Consider the following 17,736-nt stretch of genomic DNA (forward strand, 5'->3'; position numbering starts at 1 on the left):
CGTGTCCGGACCGCGAGCGGACGGCTCGCGAACCGACGCGAGCCCGCGCCCCAGGCTGAGCCCGCGCAGACGGCAGCGCGTCAGCCGGGGCGTCCAGTACACGATCCTCGCGGCCGTCGTCGTGGTGCTCGCCCTGCTGGCCGACTGGCCCGCGATCGGGCAGGCGTTCTTCAACGCCGAGGTGGCCGCCGACGGGCTGCCCGACCTGTTCACCGTCGCGCTGAAGAACACCGTCGTCTACACGCTCAGCGGCTTCGTCCTGGGGTTCGCCCTGGGCCTGGTGCTCGCGCTGATGCGGCTGTCGTCGATCGCCCCCTACCGGTGGATCTCCGCCGCCTACATCGAGATCTTCCGCGGGCTGCCCGCGCTGGTCATCTTCCTCATGATCGGCGCGCTGCCGCTGGCGTTCCCCAGCTTCACCCTGCCCGGTGGCGTGTACGGCATGGCCGCCCTCGGCCTCGGCCTGGTCTCCGCCGCCTACATGGCCGAGACGTTCCGCGCGGGCATCCAGGCGGTGCCGAGGGGGCAGATGGAGGCGGCGCGCTCGCTCGGCATGCCGTACCTGCGGGCGATGGTCACGATCGTGCTCCCGCAGGCGATCAGGATCGTCATCCCGCCGCTCACCAACGAGCTGGTCCTGCTGTTCAAGGACTCCTCGCTGGTGCTGTTCCTGGGCGTCACGGCGGGGCAGGTCGAGCTGGCCAAGTTCGGCAACGACCAGTCCTCGACGTTCTCCAGCCCGACCCCGATCCTGGTCTCGGGGGCCGCCTACCTGATCATCACGATCCCGCTGGGCTACCTGGCCAGGCGGCTCGAACGACGCCAAGGGGGCCGCCAGTGACCGCGGTGGAGATCCGGGACCTGCACAAGCGCTTCGGGCAGCTGGAGGTGCTGCGCGGCATCGACTTCAGCGTGGAGTCCGGCCAGGTGGTCTGCGTGATCGGCCCCTCCGGGTCGGGCAAGTCCACGCTGCTGCGGTGCGTGAACCTGCTTGAGCGGCCCACCTCCGGCCGGGTAGTGGTGGACGGCGTGGAGCTGACCGACCCCGACACCGACATCGACGCGGCCCGCCGCCGGATCGGCATGGTGTTCCAGCAGTTCAACCTGTTCTCCCACCTGACCGTGCTGCGCAACGTGACGATCGCGCAGGAGCGGGTGCTCGGGCGCGGCGGGGCCGAGGCGGAATCCGTGGCACGCGCCAACCTGGAGCGCGTCGGCCTGGCCGACAAGGCCGGGTCCTACCCGGCGCAGCTCTCCGGCGGGCAGCAGCAGCGGGCGGCCATCGCGCGGGCGCTGGCGATGGATCCGGCGCTGATGCTGTTCGACGAGCCGACCTCGGCGCTCGACCCCGAGCTGGTGGGCGACGTGCTGACGGTGATGCGCGACCTGGCGGAGGAGGGCATGACCATGCTGGTGGTGACCCACGAGATGGCCTTCGCCCGGGAGGTGGCCGACCGCGTGGTGTTCATGGACGCCGGGGTGATCGTGGAGGACGGCCCGCCGGGCCAGGTCATCGGACGTCCCGAGCACGAGCGGACCCGCACGTTCCTGCGGCGCGTGCTGGATCCGACACATGTCCGCACCGATCGCGTGTAATACTCGTCTGGTCCACCGTCCATTACGTGACGATCTGAGGCGCAGTGGATCTGACCACGTACGCCGAGCTGGCCGTCCTGCTGGTCAACGGCTCGGGCCGCCTGGAGAGCCTGGAGGGGCTCCGCGCGCTGCTGCACGAGTCCGGGCGCGGGGCACTGGCCGCGCGGGCCACCAGGGCCGATCTCGACGCGATGCGCGGCCTGCGCGACGAGCTGGTGACGATCTTCGAGCACGCCGACGCGGGCGACGACGAGGCCGCGGTGGAGCGGCTGAACGGGCTGCTGGTCCGCCACCCGATCCACCCGCAGATCTCCGGCCACGACGGCGAGCGCTGGCACCTGCACCTGACCGAGGGCGGGCGCATCTCCGACCAGTACACCGTCGGCTGCGTGATGGGCCTGGCCGCGCTGGTGACCGACCTGGGGGTGGACCGCCTGGGCCTGTGCCGGGCCGCGCCGTGCCGCCGGGCGTTCCTCGACACCTCATCCAATCGGTCGCGGCGCTACTGCTCCGAGCGCTGCTCCAGCCGCGCCAACGTCGCCGCCTACCGGGCGCGCAAGCGCAGCGTGGCCGTCTGACGGCTCAATGACGGCTCAGCCCCGCCCGGGCAGGCGCGGCGGCCAGTAGCGCAGCACGACCCTGCCCACCAGCAGGCCGGGCGGCAGCGGGCCGAAGTCCCAGCTGTCACGACGGCCCGCGGCCCGCTGGTTGTCGCTCTCCAGCCACCACCCGCCGTCGCCCTCGCGCCAGGCCACCCGCTTGACGATGAGCCGGGACTCGTCGCCGGGAAGGCGGGCCACCACGAGATCGCCGGGACGCACCTGGACGGACCGGAGCACGACCAGGCAGTCTCCTGGTCGCAGGGCCGGAAGCATGGAATCCCCTTCGACACGCACCCTCACGGCGAACAGCCCCCTCCCGCGCGGGTCGAATCTAGCCGAGTAAGGTCGGGTACCGGACCATGCTGACATCAGCATCAAGGAAGGAAATTCCGATGCTCGCACGACTGCTGCGCCCCAAGCAGGTGGCGTCCGCGCACTGCGACCTGCCGTGCGGGGTGTACGACCCGGCTCAGGCGCGGATCGAGGCCGAGTCCGTCAAGGCGATCATGGAGAAGTACGCCGCCAACGACGACCCGGTATTCCGCTCCCGCGCTCTGACGATCAAGGAAGAGCGGGCCGAGCTGGTCAAGCATCACCTGTGGGTGCTGTGGACGGACTACTTCAAGCCGCCGCACCTGGAGAAGTACCCCGAGCTGCACCAGCTCTTCTGGGAGGCCACCAAGCTCGCGGGGGCCGCCGGCGCCAAGGGCACCGTCGACGTCACCAAGGCCGACGACCTCCTGTCGAAGATCGGCCGCATCTCGGAGATCTTCAAGGAGACGAAGGCCGCCTGAGTCGCCCTGATCTGTCTGGATTAGGCATCATCTTGGGTGTATGGGCCCCGTGTGATGAGACATCACACGGGGCCTCAGCATTTTCCCATGATCGCGAGTCTCAGGCCGCCAAGTGGTCTCTGAGGGCGGTAAGTTGCAGTCAGCGGCAATGCACGCCCGCTGGCCTGAGGAGGAACGTGACAGAGGAAACCGAGACGCGCGTGGAAGGCAGGGCCGGGATCCGCGACGTCGTCAGCGTACGGCTGCCCGCCGCGAGTGCCTATCTGTCCGTGCTGCGTACGGCTACCGCAGGCCTCGCCGCACGGCTCGACTTCACGCTCGACGAGATCGAGGATCTGCGGATAGCGGTCGACGAGGCGTGCGCCATGCTGCTCAGCCAGGCTGTGCCGGGCACCGACCTCACCGCCGAGTTCGAGCTGACCGGGCAGGAGATGCAGGTCAGCGTCGAAGTCGCCACGGTCGGCAGCTCCGCGCCGCCGCGTGACGACTTCGCCTGGATGGTGCTCACGGCGCTGGCCGACGACGTCGACGCGGTGACCGACTCCCCCGACCGCATGGCCATCGTGCTGCGCAAGCGCCGAGGCGCGGCGAGGCCGGCGTGACGGAAAGGACACGTGCCATGGCGGCCGGCGAGGACGCGGTGCCCGACCGGGTGCGCGCCCGCACGCTCTTCGCCGAACTGGCCGAGCTCGCTCCCGAGGAGCCGCGCCGCCAGCGGATCCGCGACGAACTGGTCGAACTGCACCTGCCACTGGTGGAGTACCTGGCCCGGCGGTTCCGCAACCGGGGCGAGTGGCTCGACGACCTCACCCAGGTGGCCACCATCGGGCTGATCAAGTCGATCGACCGCTTCGACCTCGCGCGCGGGGTCGAGTTCTCCACCTACGCCACGCCGACCATCGTCGGCGAGATCAAGCGGCACTTCCGTGACAAGGGCTGGGCCGTCCGGGTGCCCCGCCGGCTGCAGGAGCTGAAGCTCTCGCTGACCAAGGCGATCAGCGAGCTGTCCCAGCGGGAGGGCCGCGCGCCCACCGTCGGCGAGCTGGCCGCCCACCTGCAGATGAGCGAGGAAGAGGTGCTGGAGGGCCTGGAGTCGGCCAACGCCTACTCCACCGTCTCCCTCGACGCGCCCGACTCGGGCGACGACGACGCGCCCGCGGTGGCCGACTCGCTCGGCATCGTGGACGACTCCCTGGAGGGCGTCGAATACCGCGAGTCGCTCAAGCCGCTGCTCGAACGCCTGCCGCCGCGCGAGAAGCGCATCCTGCTGCTGCGGTTCTTCGGCAACATGACCCAGTCGCAGATCGCCACCGAACTGGGCATCTCACAGATGCACGTCTCGCGGCTGCTGGCCCGCACGCTGGCCCAGCTCCGCGAGGGCCTGACCGCCGACGACTGACCCACGCGACGGGCGGGGCGCCCCGCTCAGTCGCCGGGTCGCGGGTCGTCGCCGTACAGCGCCCGCGTGGTGGGCGGTGCGAGCAGCCCGACCGCCGCGACCGCCGCGGCCACGATGAGGGGCACGCCCATCGCCGGCTGCCCCGACTCGATCAGCGTGATCGCCACCGGCACCGCGATGATCTGGGTGAGCACCGCGGGCGAGCGGCCCCATCGCTGCGCGGTGAACAGGCCCCAGCCCACCCAGATCAGGCCCGCGCCGACCAGCAGCCCGAAGGCGGCGACGACGATCGAGGTGACCAGGTCCGACGGGCGGGACGTCACCGTCAGCACACCGACGACGCAGCCCAGCACGAAGGCGACGAGCCCCTCCACCGCCAGGATCACGGCGGCGACGACCAAGCTAAGCGGACGCTTCGACACGCGCCGAGCCTACTGCGCCGGAGTCGCGGTCTCCGCCTCGGCGCTCTGCTCGGTGCTCTTGACGGTGTTCCACCAGGTGGTCCAGCGGCCGGCGATCTCGGTGAACTCATCGTCGCCGGTGCCGTACAGGGTGAGCAGCGCGGTGAAGCCGCCGCTCCGGGAGGCGACCAGCAGGCCGTCGCCGATGCCGTCGCCCAGTCTGTCGCCCAGTCTGTCGATCGTCAGCACGACCTGGTTCTCCGAGCGGGCGTAGACCTCGCCCGCGAGCGCGTCGCCGGTCGCGGCGGTGGCGGTGTACGCCGCGCCGACCGGCAGGGCCGCCGCCGCGGCGATGCCCAGCGCCTCGAACGCCGCCCCCTCGCGCGGGGTGCCGGTGAGCGCGACCATGCGGCGCTCGGCCAGGGCGTGCCGCTCCATCGCGAAGCGGAGCTGGACCAGGAAGGCCGTCCAGCCCTCGGTGATGTCGTCGTAGTAGGCGTCCCACTCGGGGTGGGTGCCGCGCGGGGCGCGGGTGATCCGGACCAGCGTGCCGCCCTCGGCGGTCTCCTGGAGGGCGAACCGGTCGCTGTCCTGGACGATGAACGAGTGCGCCTCGGGGTTCACGTCCTTGGCGTGGTCGACGTAGATGAAGCGGATCTCATCGTCGAGGCCGTCCGTCGCGTCGCCGAAGTGCCAGCCGTGCCAGCGCCTGATCAGCTCGGGGTCCCGGACCGCCTGCCACACCTGCTCGACCGGGGCCCCGATCGTGACCTCGATGCGCGTTTCAGTCATGTGTCTTCTCCGCTCTGCTCGGTCTCATCTGATCGCCGGGGCGCCGGGTGGCCGGTGCCGACCACGCGGTACGGCCGGCCGTCCGGCGTGTCGAAGGCCGCGACCACCTCGCCGATCGCCGCGGCGAGCGCGTCGGTGAAGCGGTGCACGTCGCCCGGCTGGGCGAACCGCACCTCGGTCTCCACCGTGAAGGTGAGCAGGCGGGTGCCCTCCTGCTCGGCGGCCGTCTGCATGCGGGTCACGTCGCGCACGGTGCGCGACGTGACCCCCAGCAGGTGCTCTGCGGCGTGCCGGTCGAGGTCGTCCACGTCGGCCCGGCGTTCGCCGAGCACGTCCGGATCGACCACGTACGCCTCTGCGCCGGCCCTGAGCACCCGTTCCACGAACCCGCGCCTGCGCCGCTCCTCCACCAGTTCGACCAGGCCGTGCGCCTCAAGCTCGCGCAGGTGGTAGCCGATGCGCTGGCGTGGCATGTCGAACTCGGCGGCGAGCTGCGCGGCCGACGCGGGTTCGCGCAGCCGGGCCAGGATCCGCCGCCGGACCGGCGACAGCGCGCGCCGCAGCCGTTCCGGCTCGTCGAGCAGTCTTCTCGTCGCCATGAGGCGATCCTGCCATTAGACAGTTTTTTCTGTCAATTGAGGCGCGGCTCAGACCTGCCACTCGTCGTCACGCAGCAGCTCGATCGCCCCGCCGTCGGGGCCGATGCCGGTGACGGTGACCTCCGGGCCGCCCACCATGAAGTCGATGTGCACCGTGGAGACGTTCACCCCGGCCGCGTCGAGCCCGGCGGCGTCCAGGCCGCGCAGCGGCTCGGGGACGCCGGGCGGCAAGCCCGCGCCCCAGGCCAGGTGGCAGGTGGCGTTCTCGTCGAGCAGGGTCTCCAGGTAGGTGATACCCGAGCGCCCGATCGGCGAGGAGCCGTCCACGAGGGCCACCTCCCCGAGCCGGGCCGCGCCCACATCGGTCGCCTGGTGGGTGCGCACCAGCTCCGCGCCCTCGCCGGCGCGTACCTCCGTCACGACTCCCCCGGCGAACGTCAGCTCCAGGTCGCGGATCACGCTCCCGTTGAGCACGAGCGGGCGCGTGGAGCGGACGGTGCCGTCTACCCGGCGGTGGTCGGGGGTGGTGAACACCTCCTCGGTGGGCAGGTTGGCCTGGAATACATGGCCCCTGGCCGACTCCAGCCGCGCCGTCGCCCAGTGCGCGCCGGGCAGCAGGCCGATGGTCAGGTCGGTGCCGGGGCCCTCGAAGCGGACGGCCGAAAGGCCCATGCCGTTCAGCACCCCGGCACGGGCCTGCAGCTCGGCGATCCGCTCGTGCCAGGCGGCGACGGGGTCGGGCCGGTCCAGGCGCAGCACGGGACGCAGGCTCTCCCACAGACGGGCCTCGTCCGGCTCGCCGAAGACCGCGCGGGCCCACTCGGCGGTCGGGCACGCCACGATGGCCCAGCGGACCAGGCTGCCGAGCTGGATCCGCTGCCTGGAGGGCATCCTCGGCATGCGGTCGAGCCCGGCCCGCACCGGGTCGGCCCCGGAGAGCAGGTCGGGCGTGGCGAGCCCGCACAGGTTGATCAGGACGCCGCACTCGCGGCCCAGTTCCTCGTTGCGCAGGTCCAGCCAGGACGGGATCTCGCCGAGGGTGTCCTGCCCGGCGTGCCTGACCCGGGACCGCCTGGCGTACGGGTCGAAGTACCAGATGTCCACGTAGCGGGCGCCCCGGGCGTACGCGGCCTCGGCGAGGGCCCTGGTCAGCGGCGCGTGCTCGATCTCGCCGTTGATCAGCACCCGGTCTCCGGCCAGGACGGGCACGGCCACGTCGAAGACGATGTCGGCGTAGCGGGCCAGCTCACTTGCGGGAACGTTCATCGCTCTCTCCTCGGGGGGTGGCGGTGATCTTCATGGTCCAGCGGCAGGAGGCGGGTCATCGCTCGTCGCGCAGTTCCAGGAGTAACGCGGTCATGCTGACCTTGAGGCGCTCGCCGGAGCGCGGCGGGCCGGCCTTGCCGTGCACCAGGGCGGCGGCCCGGCCGATCAGCTCGACGGCCTCGGCCGGGACGGTGATCCGCGATGGTGACCAACCCACCGCAACGGGAAGACAATCGCATTCCCTGTCGAATGCGGGCGAAGTACTACCCATGGGGTGGATACCCTGGCGGAATGCGGGCCATGCTCCTGGTGAACCCCAAGGCGACGACCACGAACGCGCGCACGCGCGACGTGCTGATCCGGGCGTTGAGCGCCGCCGTGGACCTGTCGGTAGAGGAGACCGGCTACCGGGGGCACGCCGCCACGCTGGCCGCCACCGCGCACGCCAAGGGCTACGACGCGGTCGCCGTCCTGGGCGGCGATGGAACCATCAACGAGGCCGTGAACGGCCTGCTCAACCCGGTCAACGGACGCACCGGCGATACGGCCGGCGGCGCGGAGGACCGGCCGGGACTGATCGTGATCCCCGGCGGAAGCGCCAACGTCTTCGCGCGGGCACTCGGCCTGCCCAACGATCCGGTGCAGGCCACCGGAGCCGTGCTGGAGGCCCTGCGCGAGGGCCGACGCCGGGTGGTGGGCCTGGGGCAGGCCCTGTGGGACGACCAGAGCAGGTATTTCACCTTCTGCTCGGGCATGGGGTTCGACGCCGAGGTCATCCGCGCCGTGGAAGGACTGCGCGGAGCCGGGTTCAAGGCGACGCCCGCCCGCTATGTGGCGACCATGCTGCGGCACTATTTCATGACCGACCACCACGACCCGCCGATTACGCTCCGTGGTCCCGGAATCCCCGCCGCCGAGGGAATCTTCCTGGCGATCATCTGCAATACCACACCGTGGACCTACATCGGCGACCGGCCCGTCAGCCCGACCCCCTGGGCGAGCTTCGAGACCGGACTTGACATGCTGGCTCTACGGCGGCTCGGCCCGCATGTCATGGCCCAGGTGGCACCGCAGATCGTGGGCCTTCCGCAGACGTTGCCCAAGGGCAGGCACCTGGTTCAACTGCACGATGAGGCGGAATTCACACTGACCGCGTCGCGTCCCGTGGCCTTCCAGCTTGACGGGGACTACCTTGGGGAACGTGAGCAGGTCACGTACCGCTCCACACCCGCCGCGTTACAAGTTCTGCTCTAGCCGGTTACATTCGGTCATAGTGTGACGCATCCGACAGCCATTTCCGCCAAAACTTCGCCCCAAACCCCTTGCGTGCACGCAGCGTGGCTGACAATCTCAAGTTGACGTCGGAACGTAGGACCTTTGAGCCAAGAACCCCGGTTCAGCAGGCCCACCGGCGATCAGAGCAGCCTTCCGCGCCGCACAACGGCTCGGGAAGTCGTTCGCAGGAGTTAGTGAAACTCTTCACAAAGTATGCCGCCGACGGAGCTACCACGCTCCACCTGATGAAGGAGTGGAACGCATGGACTGGCGCCACGTAGCTGCCTGCCGTGACGTGGACCCCGAGCTGTTCTTCCCGATCGGCAACACCGGGCCCGCTCTGCTGCAAATCGAAGAGGCCAAGCAGGTCTGCCGTCAGTGCACTGTCAGTGAGGCCTGCCTCACGTGGGCGCTGTCGTCCGGACAGGACGCCGGTGTCTGGGGCGGGCTGAGCGAGGACGAGCGCCGCGCGCTCAAGCGTCGTACCGCCCGCGCTCGTGCCAGGGCCAGCGCCTGAGCATCTTACCCACGAACCCCTCCCCGACGATTCTCCCGCATGCCCGGACGAGACCTCTCGCCGGCTCACCAGCGGATTCACCAGCCGAACCGATCCCCCTACGTCCCCAGTGCGGCGCGACCATAACGCCACCTGGGGACGAAGTATATGGTCACTGAGTCGGCCCCTGTGTCCCGGGTCACTGATTCGAGGGTGCCGGAAGCGGCAGGGTCAGGCTGACCTCGGTTCCTCCGCCCGCGCGCGGCTCTACCCGCAGGCGGCCCGAAAGCTCCCCCACCACCAGCGTGCGCACGATCTGCAGGCCCAGGCTGGTCGAGGTCTCCAGGTCGAAATCGGCGGGCAGGCCCGCCCCGTCGTCCAGCACCAGCACGTCCAGGCGTTCCGCCTCGCGCGTCACCACCACCGACAGCTTCCCGCTTCGCTGCGCGAACCCGTGCTGCATCGCGTTCTGCAACAACTCGGTGAGCACCATCGCCAGTGGCGTGGCGATCGCCGCGGGCAGCACCCCGAACGAGCCCTCCCGGCGCGGTACGACCTGCGCCTCCGGTGACGACACCTCCCCCGTCATGGCGATCACCCGGTCGGCGATGTCGTCGAAGTCGACGAACTCCTCCGGCGCGTGCGACAACGTCTCGTGCACGATGGCGATCGAGCCGACCCGCCGTACCGCCTCCTCCAGCGCCTCCCGGCCCTCGCGCACCTGCAGCCGCCTGGCCTGCAGCCGCAGCAGCGCCGCGACCGTCTGCAGGTTGTTCTTCACCCGGTGATGGATCTCACGGATCGTGGCGTCCTTGGTCATCAGCTCCCGCTCGCGCCGCCGCAGCTCGGTGACGTCGCGGATGAGCACCAGCGCCCCGATCCTGCCGCCGCCCACGATCAGCGGGATCGCCCTGAGCTGGACGATCGTGCCGCCCGACTCGACCTCGGTCTCCTTCGGCGCGCGCCCGCTGGCCACGATGATCAGCGACTCGTCCACGGGCTCGTCCCCGTAGCACAGCGCGGCCGTCACCTTACCCAGCTCGGCCCCGACCAGGTCGGCGTTCAGGCCGAGCCTGCGGTAGGCCGACAGCGCGTTCGGCGAGGCGTAGGTGACGCGCCCGGCGCGGTCGAGCCGCAGCAGGCCGTCGCCGACGCGCGGCGAGCGCACCAGGATCGGCTCGTCGCCGGAGAACGGGAAGCGGCCTTCGGCCACCATCTGGGCCAGGTCGGAGGCGCTCTGCAGGTAGGTCAGCTCCAGCCTGGACGGCGTGCGCGCCGACGACAGGTTCGTCGAGCGCTGGATCACCCCGACGAAGTGCCCGGTGGGGATCTCCTGCGAGTAGTCGCGCACCGGCGCCGCCTCGGGGACGGCCCGCCGTACCGGGATGGTCTCCTCCCGCACCGGAACCCCGCTGGACCAGTCGGGATCGCCCTCGCGGCAGATGCGCCGCTCGTTCCACGCCGTGTCGATCAGCGGGCGCTCGCCCCTGGCGACCACCGAGCCGACCACGTCGTCGTGGTAGACCGTCGGGCCCGTGGTCGGGCGCATCTGCGCCACCGCGATCCAGCCGGAACCGTCGCGCAGCGGCACCCACAGGATGAGGTCGGCGAAGGACAGGTCGGCGAGCAGTTGCCAGTCGGAGACCAGCGAGTGCATCCAGTCCAGGTCGGCGTCGTCGAGTGCGGTGTGGCTGAGGGCCAGGTCGCTGAGTGTCGGCACCTGTGCATCATGCGTGCTGCACCGCCCGGGGTCCAAACCGGCCCACTGGTGAAGCCGCCGCGGAGCACGCCGGAGCGCCTGGTCAGCGGCTCGTGATCGACGGAAACACTCCGATCACCACCCGTTGCCGAACACGCTCACGGTACTTGCGACAATACGGTATGCACCCCACCCGGTTAGATCCGCTGGAACGTTTCAGGGACGCCGCGGCCACCAGGGCCGCGGCGGGCCTGACACGCGCGCTGCGGCCTCGTACCCCCGACGACGACGGCCTTCTCGACCTCGCGTCCAACGACTATCTCGGGCTGGCGCGCGACCCGCGCCTGGCACGGGCCGCCGCCGAGGCCGCCGCCACCTGGGGCACCGGCTCGACCGGGTCACGGCTGGTCACCGGCTCCACCACGCTGCACGCCGAGCTGGAGGAGGCACTGCGCGCGTTCGCGGGGGCGCCGGGCGCGCTGGTGCTCTCCTCCGGCTACCTGGCGAACCTGGCCGCCGTCACGGCCACGGCCGGGCGCGGCGCGCTGGTGGTCTCCGACGCGGGCAACCACGCGTCGCTCGTGGACGCCTGCCGGCTGTCGCGGGCCCGCGTCGTGGTGACCCCGCACAAGGACGTCGAGGCCGTGGAGAAGGCGCTGGCCGACCGGTCGGAGGAGCACGCGGTCGTGGTCACCGACTCGGTCTTCTCCGTGGACGGCGACATCGCGCCGATCGCCGAGCTGCACCAGGCGGTGGTGCGCCAGGGCGCGCTGCTGATCGTGGACGAGGCGCACGGCATGGGCGTGGTCGGCGAGGGCGGCAAGGGCGCGGTCCACGCGGCCGGGCTGGCGGGCGAGCCGTCGATCGTGCGGACGCTCACCCTGTCCAAGTCGTTCGGATCGCAGGGCGGCGCGGTGCTCGGAGCGCCCGAGGTGATGACCGCGCTGATCGACACCGGGCGGCCGTTCATCTTCGACACCGGTCTCGCGCCGGCCTGTGTGGCGGCGGCACTGTGCGCCGTGGGTATCCTGACTAGCCACCCTGAACTCCCGGAAATCACCAGGTCACGGGCGCGAGAGCTGGCCGCGATGGCGGCCGGTCTCGGACTCCCCGACCCGGGCGAACCGGCGGGTGCGGTCGTGCCCGTCGTGCTCGGCCCGCCCGAAGCCGCGCTGCGGGCGGCGGCGGTCTGCGCGGAGCACGGAGTGCGGGCCGGATGCTTTCGCCCGCCCTCGGTTCCCGAAGGTCGTTCCTGCCTGCGGTTGACCGCACGGGCGAATCTGGGTTCCGATGATCTCGCGGTGATCAGAGTCGCGCTCACCGCCGTGGCCGAGATGAAGGTGAACGCGTGACAGAAGACTCCCCTCGGGTTCCGAAGTACTACGACGTCAAACGGAGCCTGCTCGAACTGACCAAGAGCCTGGCGCCGGGCAGCGCGCTGCCGCCCGAACGCACCCTCGCGCTGCGGTTCGAGACCTCGCGCACCACCGTGCGGCAGGCGTTGACCGAGCTGGTCGTCGAAGGACGGCTGCTGCGCATCCAGGGCAAGGGGACCTTCGTCGCGCAGCCCAAGGTCGCCCAGGTGCTCCAGCTGACCTCGTACACCGGCGACCTGCGCACGGTCGGCCTGGAACCGGACACCAAGATCCTGGACATCAGCTACGTCAGCGCGGAGGAGGCGCTGGCCCGCCGGCTGGCCATCAACCCGGGCGGGCGGGCGCTGCGCATCCACCGCCTGCGGCTGGCGAACGGCGAGCCGATGTCGGTGGACACCACCCACCTGTCCGCGCGCCGCTTCCCCCGGCTGCGCCGTGAGCTGGAGGCCCACTCCTCGCTGTATGAGACGCTGCACAACGCGTACAGCGTCCGGCTCACGGACGCCGAGGAGATAATCGAGACGGTGCTCGCGACGCCGTACGACGCCCAGCTCCTGGGCGTCGACGTCGGCCTGCCGATGCTGCTGCTCACCCGGCACGCGTTCGACGCCGACGGCAACCCGGTCGAGTGGGCGCAGTCCCTCTACCGGGGCGACCGCTACAAGTTCGTCACCCGCCTGCGCAGGCCGTGACGACCTTTCGCCGGGCGACACCCTCGCCGGCGCGACGATTCACCGAGGCGACGCCTTCGTCAGGGCGACGGACGAAGGTCCTCACGGCGGTGTCGCGGCGGTGTCACGACGGTAGGGTGACGGCGTTATGAGCGTGCTTGTGGTGTCGGGCACCGACACCGGAGTCGGCAAGACGGTGGTCAGCGCGGCGGTGGCCGCGCTGGCGCTGGACCGCGGCGTCTCGGTGGCGGTGGTCAAACCCGCGCAGACCGGGGTGGCGCCCCAGGAGCCCGGCGATCTCGACGAGATCATCCGGCTCTCCGGGGTCCGCACGACTTTCGAGCTCGCCAGGTTCCCCGACCCGCTGTCCCCGGCCGCCGCCGCCCGCGCGGCCGGGCTCCCGCCGCTCTCGCTGACCACGGCCGCCGAGCGCGTGGCCGAACTGGCCGAGACGCACCGGCTGGTGATCGTCGAGGGCGCCGGCGGGCTGCTGGTCCGCTTCGACGAGGACGGCGCGACCGTCGCCGACCTCGCCCGGACGCTGGGCGCGCAGGTCCTGGTGGTCGCGCGGGCCTCGCTGGGCACGCTCAACCACACCGCGCTCACCCTGGAGGCGCTGGCCAACCGGGGGCTCGCCCTCGCCGGGGTGGTGATCGGCTCCTGGCCGTCCGCGCCCGGGCTCGCCGAACGGATGAACGTCCCCGACCTGGAGATGCTCGCCGCGCGCCCGCTCGCAGGCGTGCTCCCCGAAGGGGCGGGAGCGCTCTCCCGCGCCGCCTTCCTGCGGGCCGCCAGAGACGGCATCGCCCCCGTGCTCGGCGGCGCCTTCGACCCCGCCGAGTTCCGCGCGGGCCTCACCCCCTGACGCCCAGCCCGGCATACGGTGACACAGCACCCGGCCTGGCGGTCCGTTCGCGCAACCCTGTCCCACGCTTGTGACCGACTGGTAGGTTCGGCCGCATGGAGGCTTCGAAGCACGCGGGCGACGTGGCCGTCGCCGTCGCCGGGTCCTACGGCGTCGAGACCATGTTCACCCTGTCCGGCGGTCACGTGTTCCCCCTGTACGACGGGGCGGTGCACGAGAAAATGCCGATCATGGACGTCCGGCACGAGCAGAGCGCGGTCTTCGCGGCCGAGGCGACCGCCCGGCTGACCCGAAAGCCCGGCCTGGCCGTGCTCACCGCGGGCCCCGGGGTGACCAACGGCGTCAGCGGCGTCACCACCGCGCGCTTCAACGGCTCCCCCGTCGTGGTCCTCGGCGGACGCGCCCCGCAGTCCCGCTGGGGCTCCGGCGCGCTCCAGGAGCTCGACCACCCGCCGCTGCTCGCCCCCGTCACCAAACTGTCGTTCACCGCCGGATCCGCCGACAGCGTCGGCCAGGACGTCGAGAGCGCCTTCCGCACCGCCATCGCCCCGCACCGCGGCCCGGTGTTCCTCGACTTCTACATGGACCACCTGTTCTCACCCGCCGCCGCGCACACCGTCGAGAAGCTGACCCCCTCGCCGCTCGAACCCGACCCCGAAGGGCTCGCGGGCATCGCCCGGCTGATCGCCGAGGCCGAGCGGCCCGTGCTGGTCCTCGGCTCCGACGTGTGGATGGACCGCGCAGAAGAGGCCGCCCGCGACTTCGCCGAGCAGTGGCGGCTGCCCGTGGTCCCCAACGGCCAGGGCAGGGGCATCCTGCCCGCCGGACACGAACTGCTGGTCACCAGGGCCAGGGGCACCGCGTTCGGGCAGGCCGACCTGGTGATCGTGGCGGGCACGCCGCTCGACTTCCGGCTCGGCTACGGCTGGTTCGGCGGCAAGGACGGCGCGCCGCTCGCGCGGGTCGTCCACCTGGCCGACGCGCCGTCCCAGCTCGCCACCCACACCGGAACCTCCGGCACCGCCGCGGGCGACCTCTCCCTGGTCTTCTGGGGCCTGGCCGCCGCCTGCGAGACCGCCGGAGTCGACCCGGCCTCCTACGCCCCCTGGACCACCAAGCTCGCCGACGCCGCCAAGGCCGCCATCGCGGGCGACGCCGAACTGCTCGCCTCCGCCGCCGACCCGATCCACCCCATGCGGATCTACGGCGAACTGAACCGGGTGCTCGACGACGACGCCGTGGTGATCGGCGACGGCGGCGACTTCGTCTCCTACGCAGGGAAGTACGTCGAGCCCAGGCGTCCCGGCTGCTGGCTCGACCCCGGCCCCTACGGCTGCCTGGGCACCGGCCTCGGCTACGCCATCGCCGCCCGCCTGGCCAGGCCGTCCTCCCAGGTGGTGCTGCTGCTCGGCGACGGCGCGGCCGGGTTCTCGCTGATGGACGTCGACACCCTGGTGCGCCACCGGCTGCCGGTCGTGATGATCTGCGGCAACAACGGCGCGTGGGGGCTGGAGAAGCACCCGATGCGGATGCTCTACGGCTACGACGTCGCCGCCGACCTGCAGCCGAACTGCCGCTACGACCAGGTGGTGACCGCGCTCGGCGGCGGTGGCGAGCTGGTCACCTCCCCGGACGAGATCGGTCCGGCGTTGCGCAGGGCGTTCGACTCCGGCGTGCCGTACATGGTCAATGTGGCCACCGACCCGGACATCGCCTACCCGCGCAACACCACCGGATTGTGAGTTCGTTCTCGCCGACCGGTCTGAGCTTCGCCGGCCAACTAGGGCTTGTCGGCGGGCACCTTGGGAGGAACCGGGGTCGCCGACGAGCTCGGGCCGGGTGAGGCGCAGCCGTTCTCGGGGTCGAACAGGATCATCACCGTCTTGTTCAGCTCCAGCTTGGCCCCGCCCGACGGGTCCTGATAGACGACGGTGTGGCAGGCCAGCACCTGCCCGCCGCCGTTGAGCTCCGCGCGCACCTTGAACCCGGCCGCCTGGATCGTCGAACGGGCCTCGGCGAGGGTGAGACCGCCGACATCGGGCACCGGCCGCTTCGGTTTCGGCGTCGGGGTGGGCGTGGGCGTCGGAGTGGGAGTCGGTTTCGGCGTCGGAGTGGGAGTCGGGGTGGGAGTGGGGGTCCGCTCCCGCCTGGTCGGCTCCTCTGACGCCTCGGCCCTCACCCTCGTCGGCTTGATCTCCTCTTCCTTCATGGTGTTCGTCGGCGAGGCCAGCGGGCCCGTGCTCGGGTCCTCCGTCTTCTCTCCGCCCTGCCAGACGATCTCCTTGGTGTCGCCGGGGTCGGGCGACGAGAAGTCGGCCAGCGCGACCGAGACGCCGCCGACGCACAGCACGCCCGCCGCGACGGCGACGCTGAGCAGCCCCACCCGGCGCTTGCCCGCGGGCGCGCGCCTTCGCCCGCCGCCACCGCCGCCGGAGACGGCGGTGGGCGGACCGGAGCCACTCGGGACACCCTGCGCCACAACGCCCCCAGGAGGCCCGTGCGCGGGCGAGGCGGACGTCGCCGCCGTAAGCGGCCCGTCTTCGCGCGCGGGCGGGTAGGAGCCCGTTGAGGGGCGCGCGTAGGCATCGCCCTGATGGCCGTAGGCGCCGGGGTGCTCGCTGTAGGCCCCCGTGGACGGCCCGCCGAAGGTCGGCTGCTCGCCGTATGCGTTGTCGGCGTACGAGTTGTCGCCGTATGCGTTGTCGGCGTAGGCGTTGTCGGCGTAGGCGTTGTCGGCGTAGGCGCCCGAGTGCTCGGCGTATCCGCCGGGATGCTCACTGTAGGCGCCGGTCGACGGCGGTTCCGCCAGGGCGGGTGGCGGGAGCTGCGTGGGAGAGCCGGCCGTCCCCTGTGGCTCGTGCGCCGCCGCGGCCGCCTGCCGCGCCGCGTCGCTCATCTCCGCCGCGTCGCGGAACCGGCGCGCCGGATCCTTCGAGAGAGCCTTCTCCACCAGCCGCCGCACCGAAGCCGGAACATCGGCGGGCAGTGGCGGCGGCGCCTCCCTGATGTGCTTGAGCGCGATCGTCACCGGAGTGTCGCCGTCGAACGGCCGGTGCCCCGCGAGGCACTCGTAGGCGACCACGCCCAGCGCGTAGATGTCGACCGCCGGAGTGACCGGCGCGCCCTCGGCCTGCTCGGGCGCGCAGTAGGCGGCGGTGCCGAGCACCATCCCCGCGTCGGTGAGACGGCTCGCCGCGTCAGCGCGCGCGATGCCGAAGTCGGTCAGTACCAGCGTGCCGTCGGCACGGACCATCAGGTTGCCCGGCTTGATGTCGCGGTGCACGATCCCCTGTCCGTGCACCGCCTGCATCGCCGAGGCGGCCTGCGCGATGAGGTCCATCGCCGACTCCGGGGCGATCCGCCCCAGCCGCGCCAGCAGCCGGTCGAGCGGCTCGCCGTCGACGAACTTCATCACCAGATACGTCTGGGCCCCCGCGCCCGGTACCTGGTCCACGCCGTAGTCGTAGACATCGACCACACCTGGATGGTTGATCGTGGCCATCGCCCGCGCCTCGTTGCGGAAGCGCGTCATGAACCCCGGATCGTCGGTGTGGACCGGCAGCAGCACCTTGACGGCCACGGTCCGCGCGAGGACCACGTCCTCCCCACGCCACACCTCACCCATGCCGCCGGCGCCGATGCGGGCGTCCAGGCGATACCGCCCCGCCAGCGTCGTCCCTTGGGCCACCATGGTTCCCCCGTTACCCCCTGTCGCGTCAGACCTCTCCCACCCCAGGATTTTCCAACAAAGCGGATTAGTATCGCGGGGAGATAACAGCCGGGTCACGAAACCCGGTGAGCGTGCGATCCGTCTCACCCGCGGGGTTGCCGATTTCCCAATAGGTGGTAAAGGGTAAGGCGTCGATCAGCCTACTCTCATCCCATGCCCCGCGCAGCCCGGCCGT

At 71.5% G+C, this 17,736-nt stretch carries 20 protein-coding genes; 12 read left to right on the forward strand and 8 right to left on the reverse strand.

What is annotated here, in order from left to right; all coding sequences use genetic code 11:
* Position 1: 1 nt before the first annotated feature.
* From P3X83_RS28150 to P3X83_RS28160, 3 genes are read left to right on the forward strand one after another with little or no spacing between them, the layout of a single operon-like run.
* On the forward strand, positions 2–841 hold the full coding sequence (locus P3X83_RS28150) for an amino acid ABC transporter permease (protein WP_277308255.1): 840 nt from the start codon (positions 2–4) through the stop codon (positions 839–841).
* On the forward strand, positions 838–1,596 hold the full coding sequence (locus P3X83_RS28155) for an amino acid ABC transporter ATP-binding protein (RefSeq protein ID WP_277308256.1): 759 nt from the start codon (positions 838–840) through the stop codon (positions 1,594–1,596). Before P3X83_RS28150 ends, P3X83_RS28155 begins: the two co-directional genes overlap by 4 nt.
* A 44-nt stretch (positions 1,597–1,640) precedes the next feature.
* Positions 1,641–2,174, forward strand: coding sequence for a CGNR zinc finger domain-containing protein (locus tag P3X83_RS28160; RefSeq protein WP_277308257.1), 534 nt, complete (start codon positions 1,641–1,643; stop codon positions 2,172–2,174).
* A gap of 15 nt (positions 2,175–2,189) precedes the next feature.
* Here the strand turns inward: P3X83_RS28160 and P3X83_RS28165 are convergent, their stop codons facing one another.
* Positions 2,190–2,573, reverse strand: a complete 384-nt coding sequence (locus tag P3X83_RS28165) for a S24/S26 family peptidase (RefSeq protein WP_346742755.1) — start codon at positions 2,571–2,573, stop codon at positions 2,190–2,192.
* 17 nt (positions 2,574–2,590) lie between these two features.
* Between P3X83_RS28165 and sodN the strand changes: the two genes are divergently transcribed.
* The 3 genes from sodN to P3X83_RS28180 all read left to right on the forward strand — a co-directional run bounded on the left by sodN (position 2,591) and on the right by P3X83_RS28180 (position 4,391).
* On the forward strand, positions 2,591–2,992 hold the full coding sequence (gene sodN, locus P3X83_RS28170; protein ID WP_277308258.1) for a superoxide dismutase, Ni: 402 nt from the start codon (positions 2,591–2,593) through the stop codon (positions 2,990–2,992).
* Positions 2,993–3,168: 176 nt separating this feature from the next.
* Positions 3,169–3,594 carry an anti-sigma factor gene (locus tag P3X83_RS28175; protein ID WP_277308259.1) on the forward strand — a complete coding sequence of 142 codons (426 nt, stop codon included), beginning with the start codon at positions 3,169–3,171 and terminating at the stop codon, positions 3,592–3,594.
* A complete protein-coding gene (locus P3X83_RS28180; RefSeq protein WP_111169729.1) occupies positions 3,591–4,391 on the forward strand; it encodes an RNA polymerase sigma factor SigF in 801 nt (266 codons plus the stop codon). Before P3X83_RS28175 ends, P3X83_RS28180 begins: the two co-directional genes overlap by 4 nt.
* Before the next feature lie 26 nt (positions 4,392–4,417).
* Here the strand turns inward: P3X83_RS28180 and P3X83_RS28185 are convergent, their stop codons facing one another.
* The 5 genes from P3X83_RS28185 to P3X83_RS28205 are packed head-to-tail and all read right to left on the reverse strand — an operon-like array spanning position 4,418 to position 7,666.
* Positions 4,418–4,813: a hypothetical protein gene (locus P3X83_RS28185; RefSeq protein WP_277308260.1), complete on the reverse strand. Its 396-nt coding sequence runs from the start codon at positions 4,811–4,813 to the stop codon at positions 4,418–4,420.
* Positions 4,814–4,822: 9 nt separating this feature from the next.
* Entirely contained in the window at positions 4,823–5,584 is a 762-nt protein-coding gene (locus tag P3X83_RS28190; protein WP_277308261.1) for an SRPBCC domain-containing protein, read from the reverse strand.
* Positions 5,581–6,183, reverse strand: a complete 603-nt coding sequence (locus P3X83_RS28195; RefSeq protein ID WP_277308262.1) for a helix-turn-helix domain-containing protein — start codon at positions 6,181–6,183, stop codon at positions 5,581–5,583. Before P3X83_RS28195 ends, P3X83_RS28190 begins: the two co-directional genes overlap by 4 nt.
* A 48-nt stretch (positions 6,184–6,231) precedes the next feature.
* Positions 6,232–7,449, reverse strand: a complete 1,218-nt coding sequence (locus P3X83_RS28200; protein ID WP_277308263.1) for an aminopeptidase — start codon at positions 7,447–7,449, stop codon at positions 6,232–6,234.
* A 55-nt stretch (positions 7,450–7,504) separates the two neighbouring features.
* Positions 7,505–7,666, reverse strand: a complete 162-nt coding sequence (locus P3X83_RS28205; RefSeq protein WP_277308264.1) for a hypothetical protein — start codon at positions 7,664–7,666, stop codon at positions 7,505–7,507.
* Positions 7,667–7,740: 74 nt separating this feature from the next.
* On the opposite strand from P3X83_RS28205, the gene P3X83_RS28210 reads away from it, so the two are divergent.
* On the forward strand, positions 7,741–8,703 hold the full coding sequence (locus tag P3X83_RS28210; RefSeq protein ID WP_277308265.1) for a diacylglycerol kinase family protein: 963 nt from the start codon (positions 7,741–7,743) through the stop codon (positions 8,701–8,703).
* Between the two features lie 283 nt (positions 8,704–8,986).
* A complete protein-coding gene (locus tag P3X83_RS28215) occupies positions 8,987–9,241 on the forward strand; it encodes a WhiB family transcriptional regulator (protein WP_277308266.1) in 255 nt (84 codons plus the stop codon).
* A gap of 178 nt (positions 9,242–9,419) precedes the next feature.
* Here P3X83_RS28215 and P3X83_RS28220 read toward each other — a convergent pair whose 3' ends face one another.
* On the reverse strand, positions 9,420–10,940 hold the full coding sequence (locus P3X83_RS28220) for a PAS domain-containing sensor histidine kinase (protein WP_277308267.1): 1,521 nt from the start codon (positions 10,938–10,940) through the stop codon (positions 9,420–9,422).
* Between the two features lie 161 nt (positions 10,941–11,101).
* Here P3X83_RS28220 and P3X83_RS28225 point away from each other — a divergent pair, with 161 nt between their 5' ends.
* From P3X83_RS28225 to P3X83_RS28240, 4 genes are all read left to right on the forward strand, one after another.
* Entirely contained in the window at positions 11,102–12,271 is a 1,170-nt protein-coding gene (locus P3X83_RS28225) for an 8-amino-7-oxononanoate synthase (RefSeq protein ID WP_277308268.1), read from the forward strand.
* Positions 12,268–12,987 (forward strand): GntR family transcriptional regulator, encoded by a 720-nt coding sequence (locus P3X83_RS28230; RefSeq protein ID WP_277308269.1) that lies wholly within the window; start codon positions 12,268–12,270, stop codon positions 12,985–12,987. Before P3X83_RS28225 ends, P3X83_RS28230 begins: the two co-directional genes overlap by 4 nt.
* A 127-nt stretch (positions 12,988–13,114) precedes the next feature.
* Positions 13,115–13,831 (forward strand): dethiobiotin synthase, encoded by a 717-nt coding sequence (bioD, locus tag P3X83_RS28235; RefSeq protein ID WP_277308270.1) that lies wholly within the window; start codon positions 13,115–13,117, stop codon positions 13,829–13,831.
* Between the two features lie 95 nt (positions 13,832–13,926).
* The gene (locus P3X83_RS28240; RefSeq protein ID WP_277308271.1) at positions 13,927–15,573 is read left to right on the forward strand and encodes an acetolactate synthase; all 1,647 of its coding nucleotides are present in this window, start codon (positions 13,927–13,929) and stop codon (positions 15,571–15,573) included.
* Positions 15,574–15,611: 38 nt separating this feature from the next.
* Here P3X83_RS28240 and P3X83_RS28245 read toward each other — a convergent pair whose 3' ends face one another.
* Complete coding sequence (locus P3X83_RS28245; protein ID WP_277308272.1) at positions 15,612–17,522, reverse strand: serine/threonine protein kinase; 1,911 nt, start codon at positions 17,520–17,522, stop codon at positions 15,612–15,614.
* Between the last annotated feature and the right edge of the window lie 214 nt (positions 17,523–17,736).

This window comes from Spongiactinospora sp. TRM90649 (assembly GCF_029382225.1).
In the GTDB taxonomy this organism is placed as follows: Bacteria; Actinomycetota; Actinomycetes; order Streptosporangiales; family Streptosporangiaceae; genus Spongiactinospora.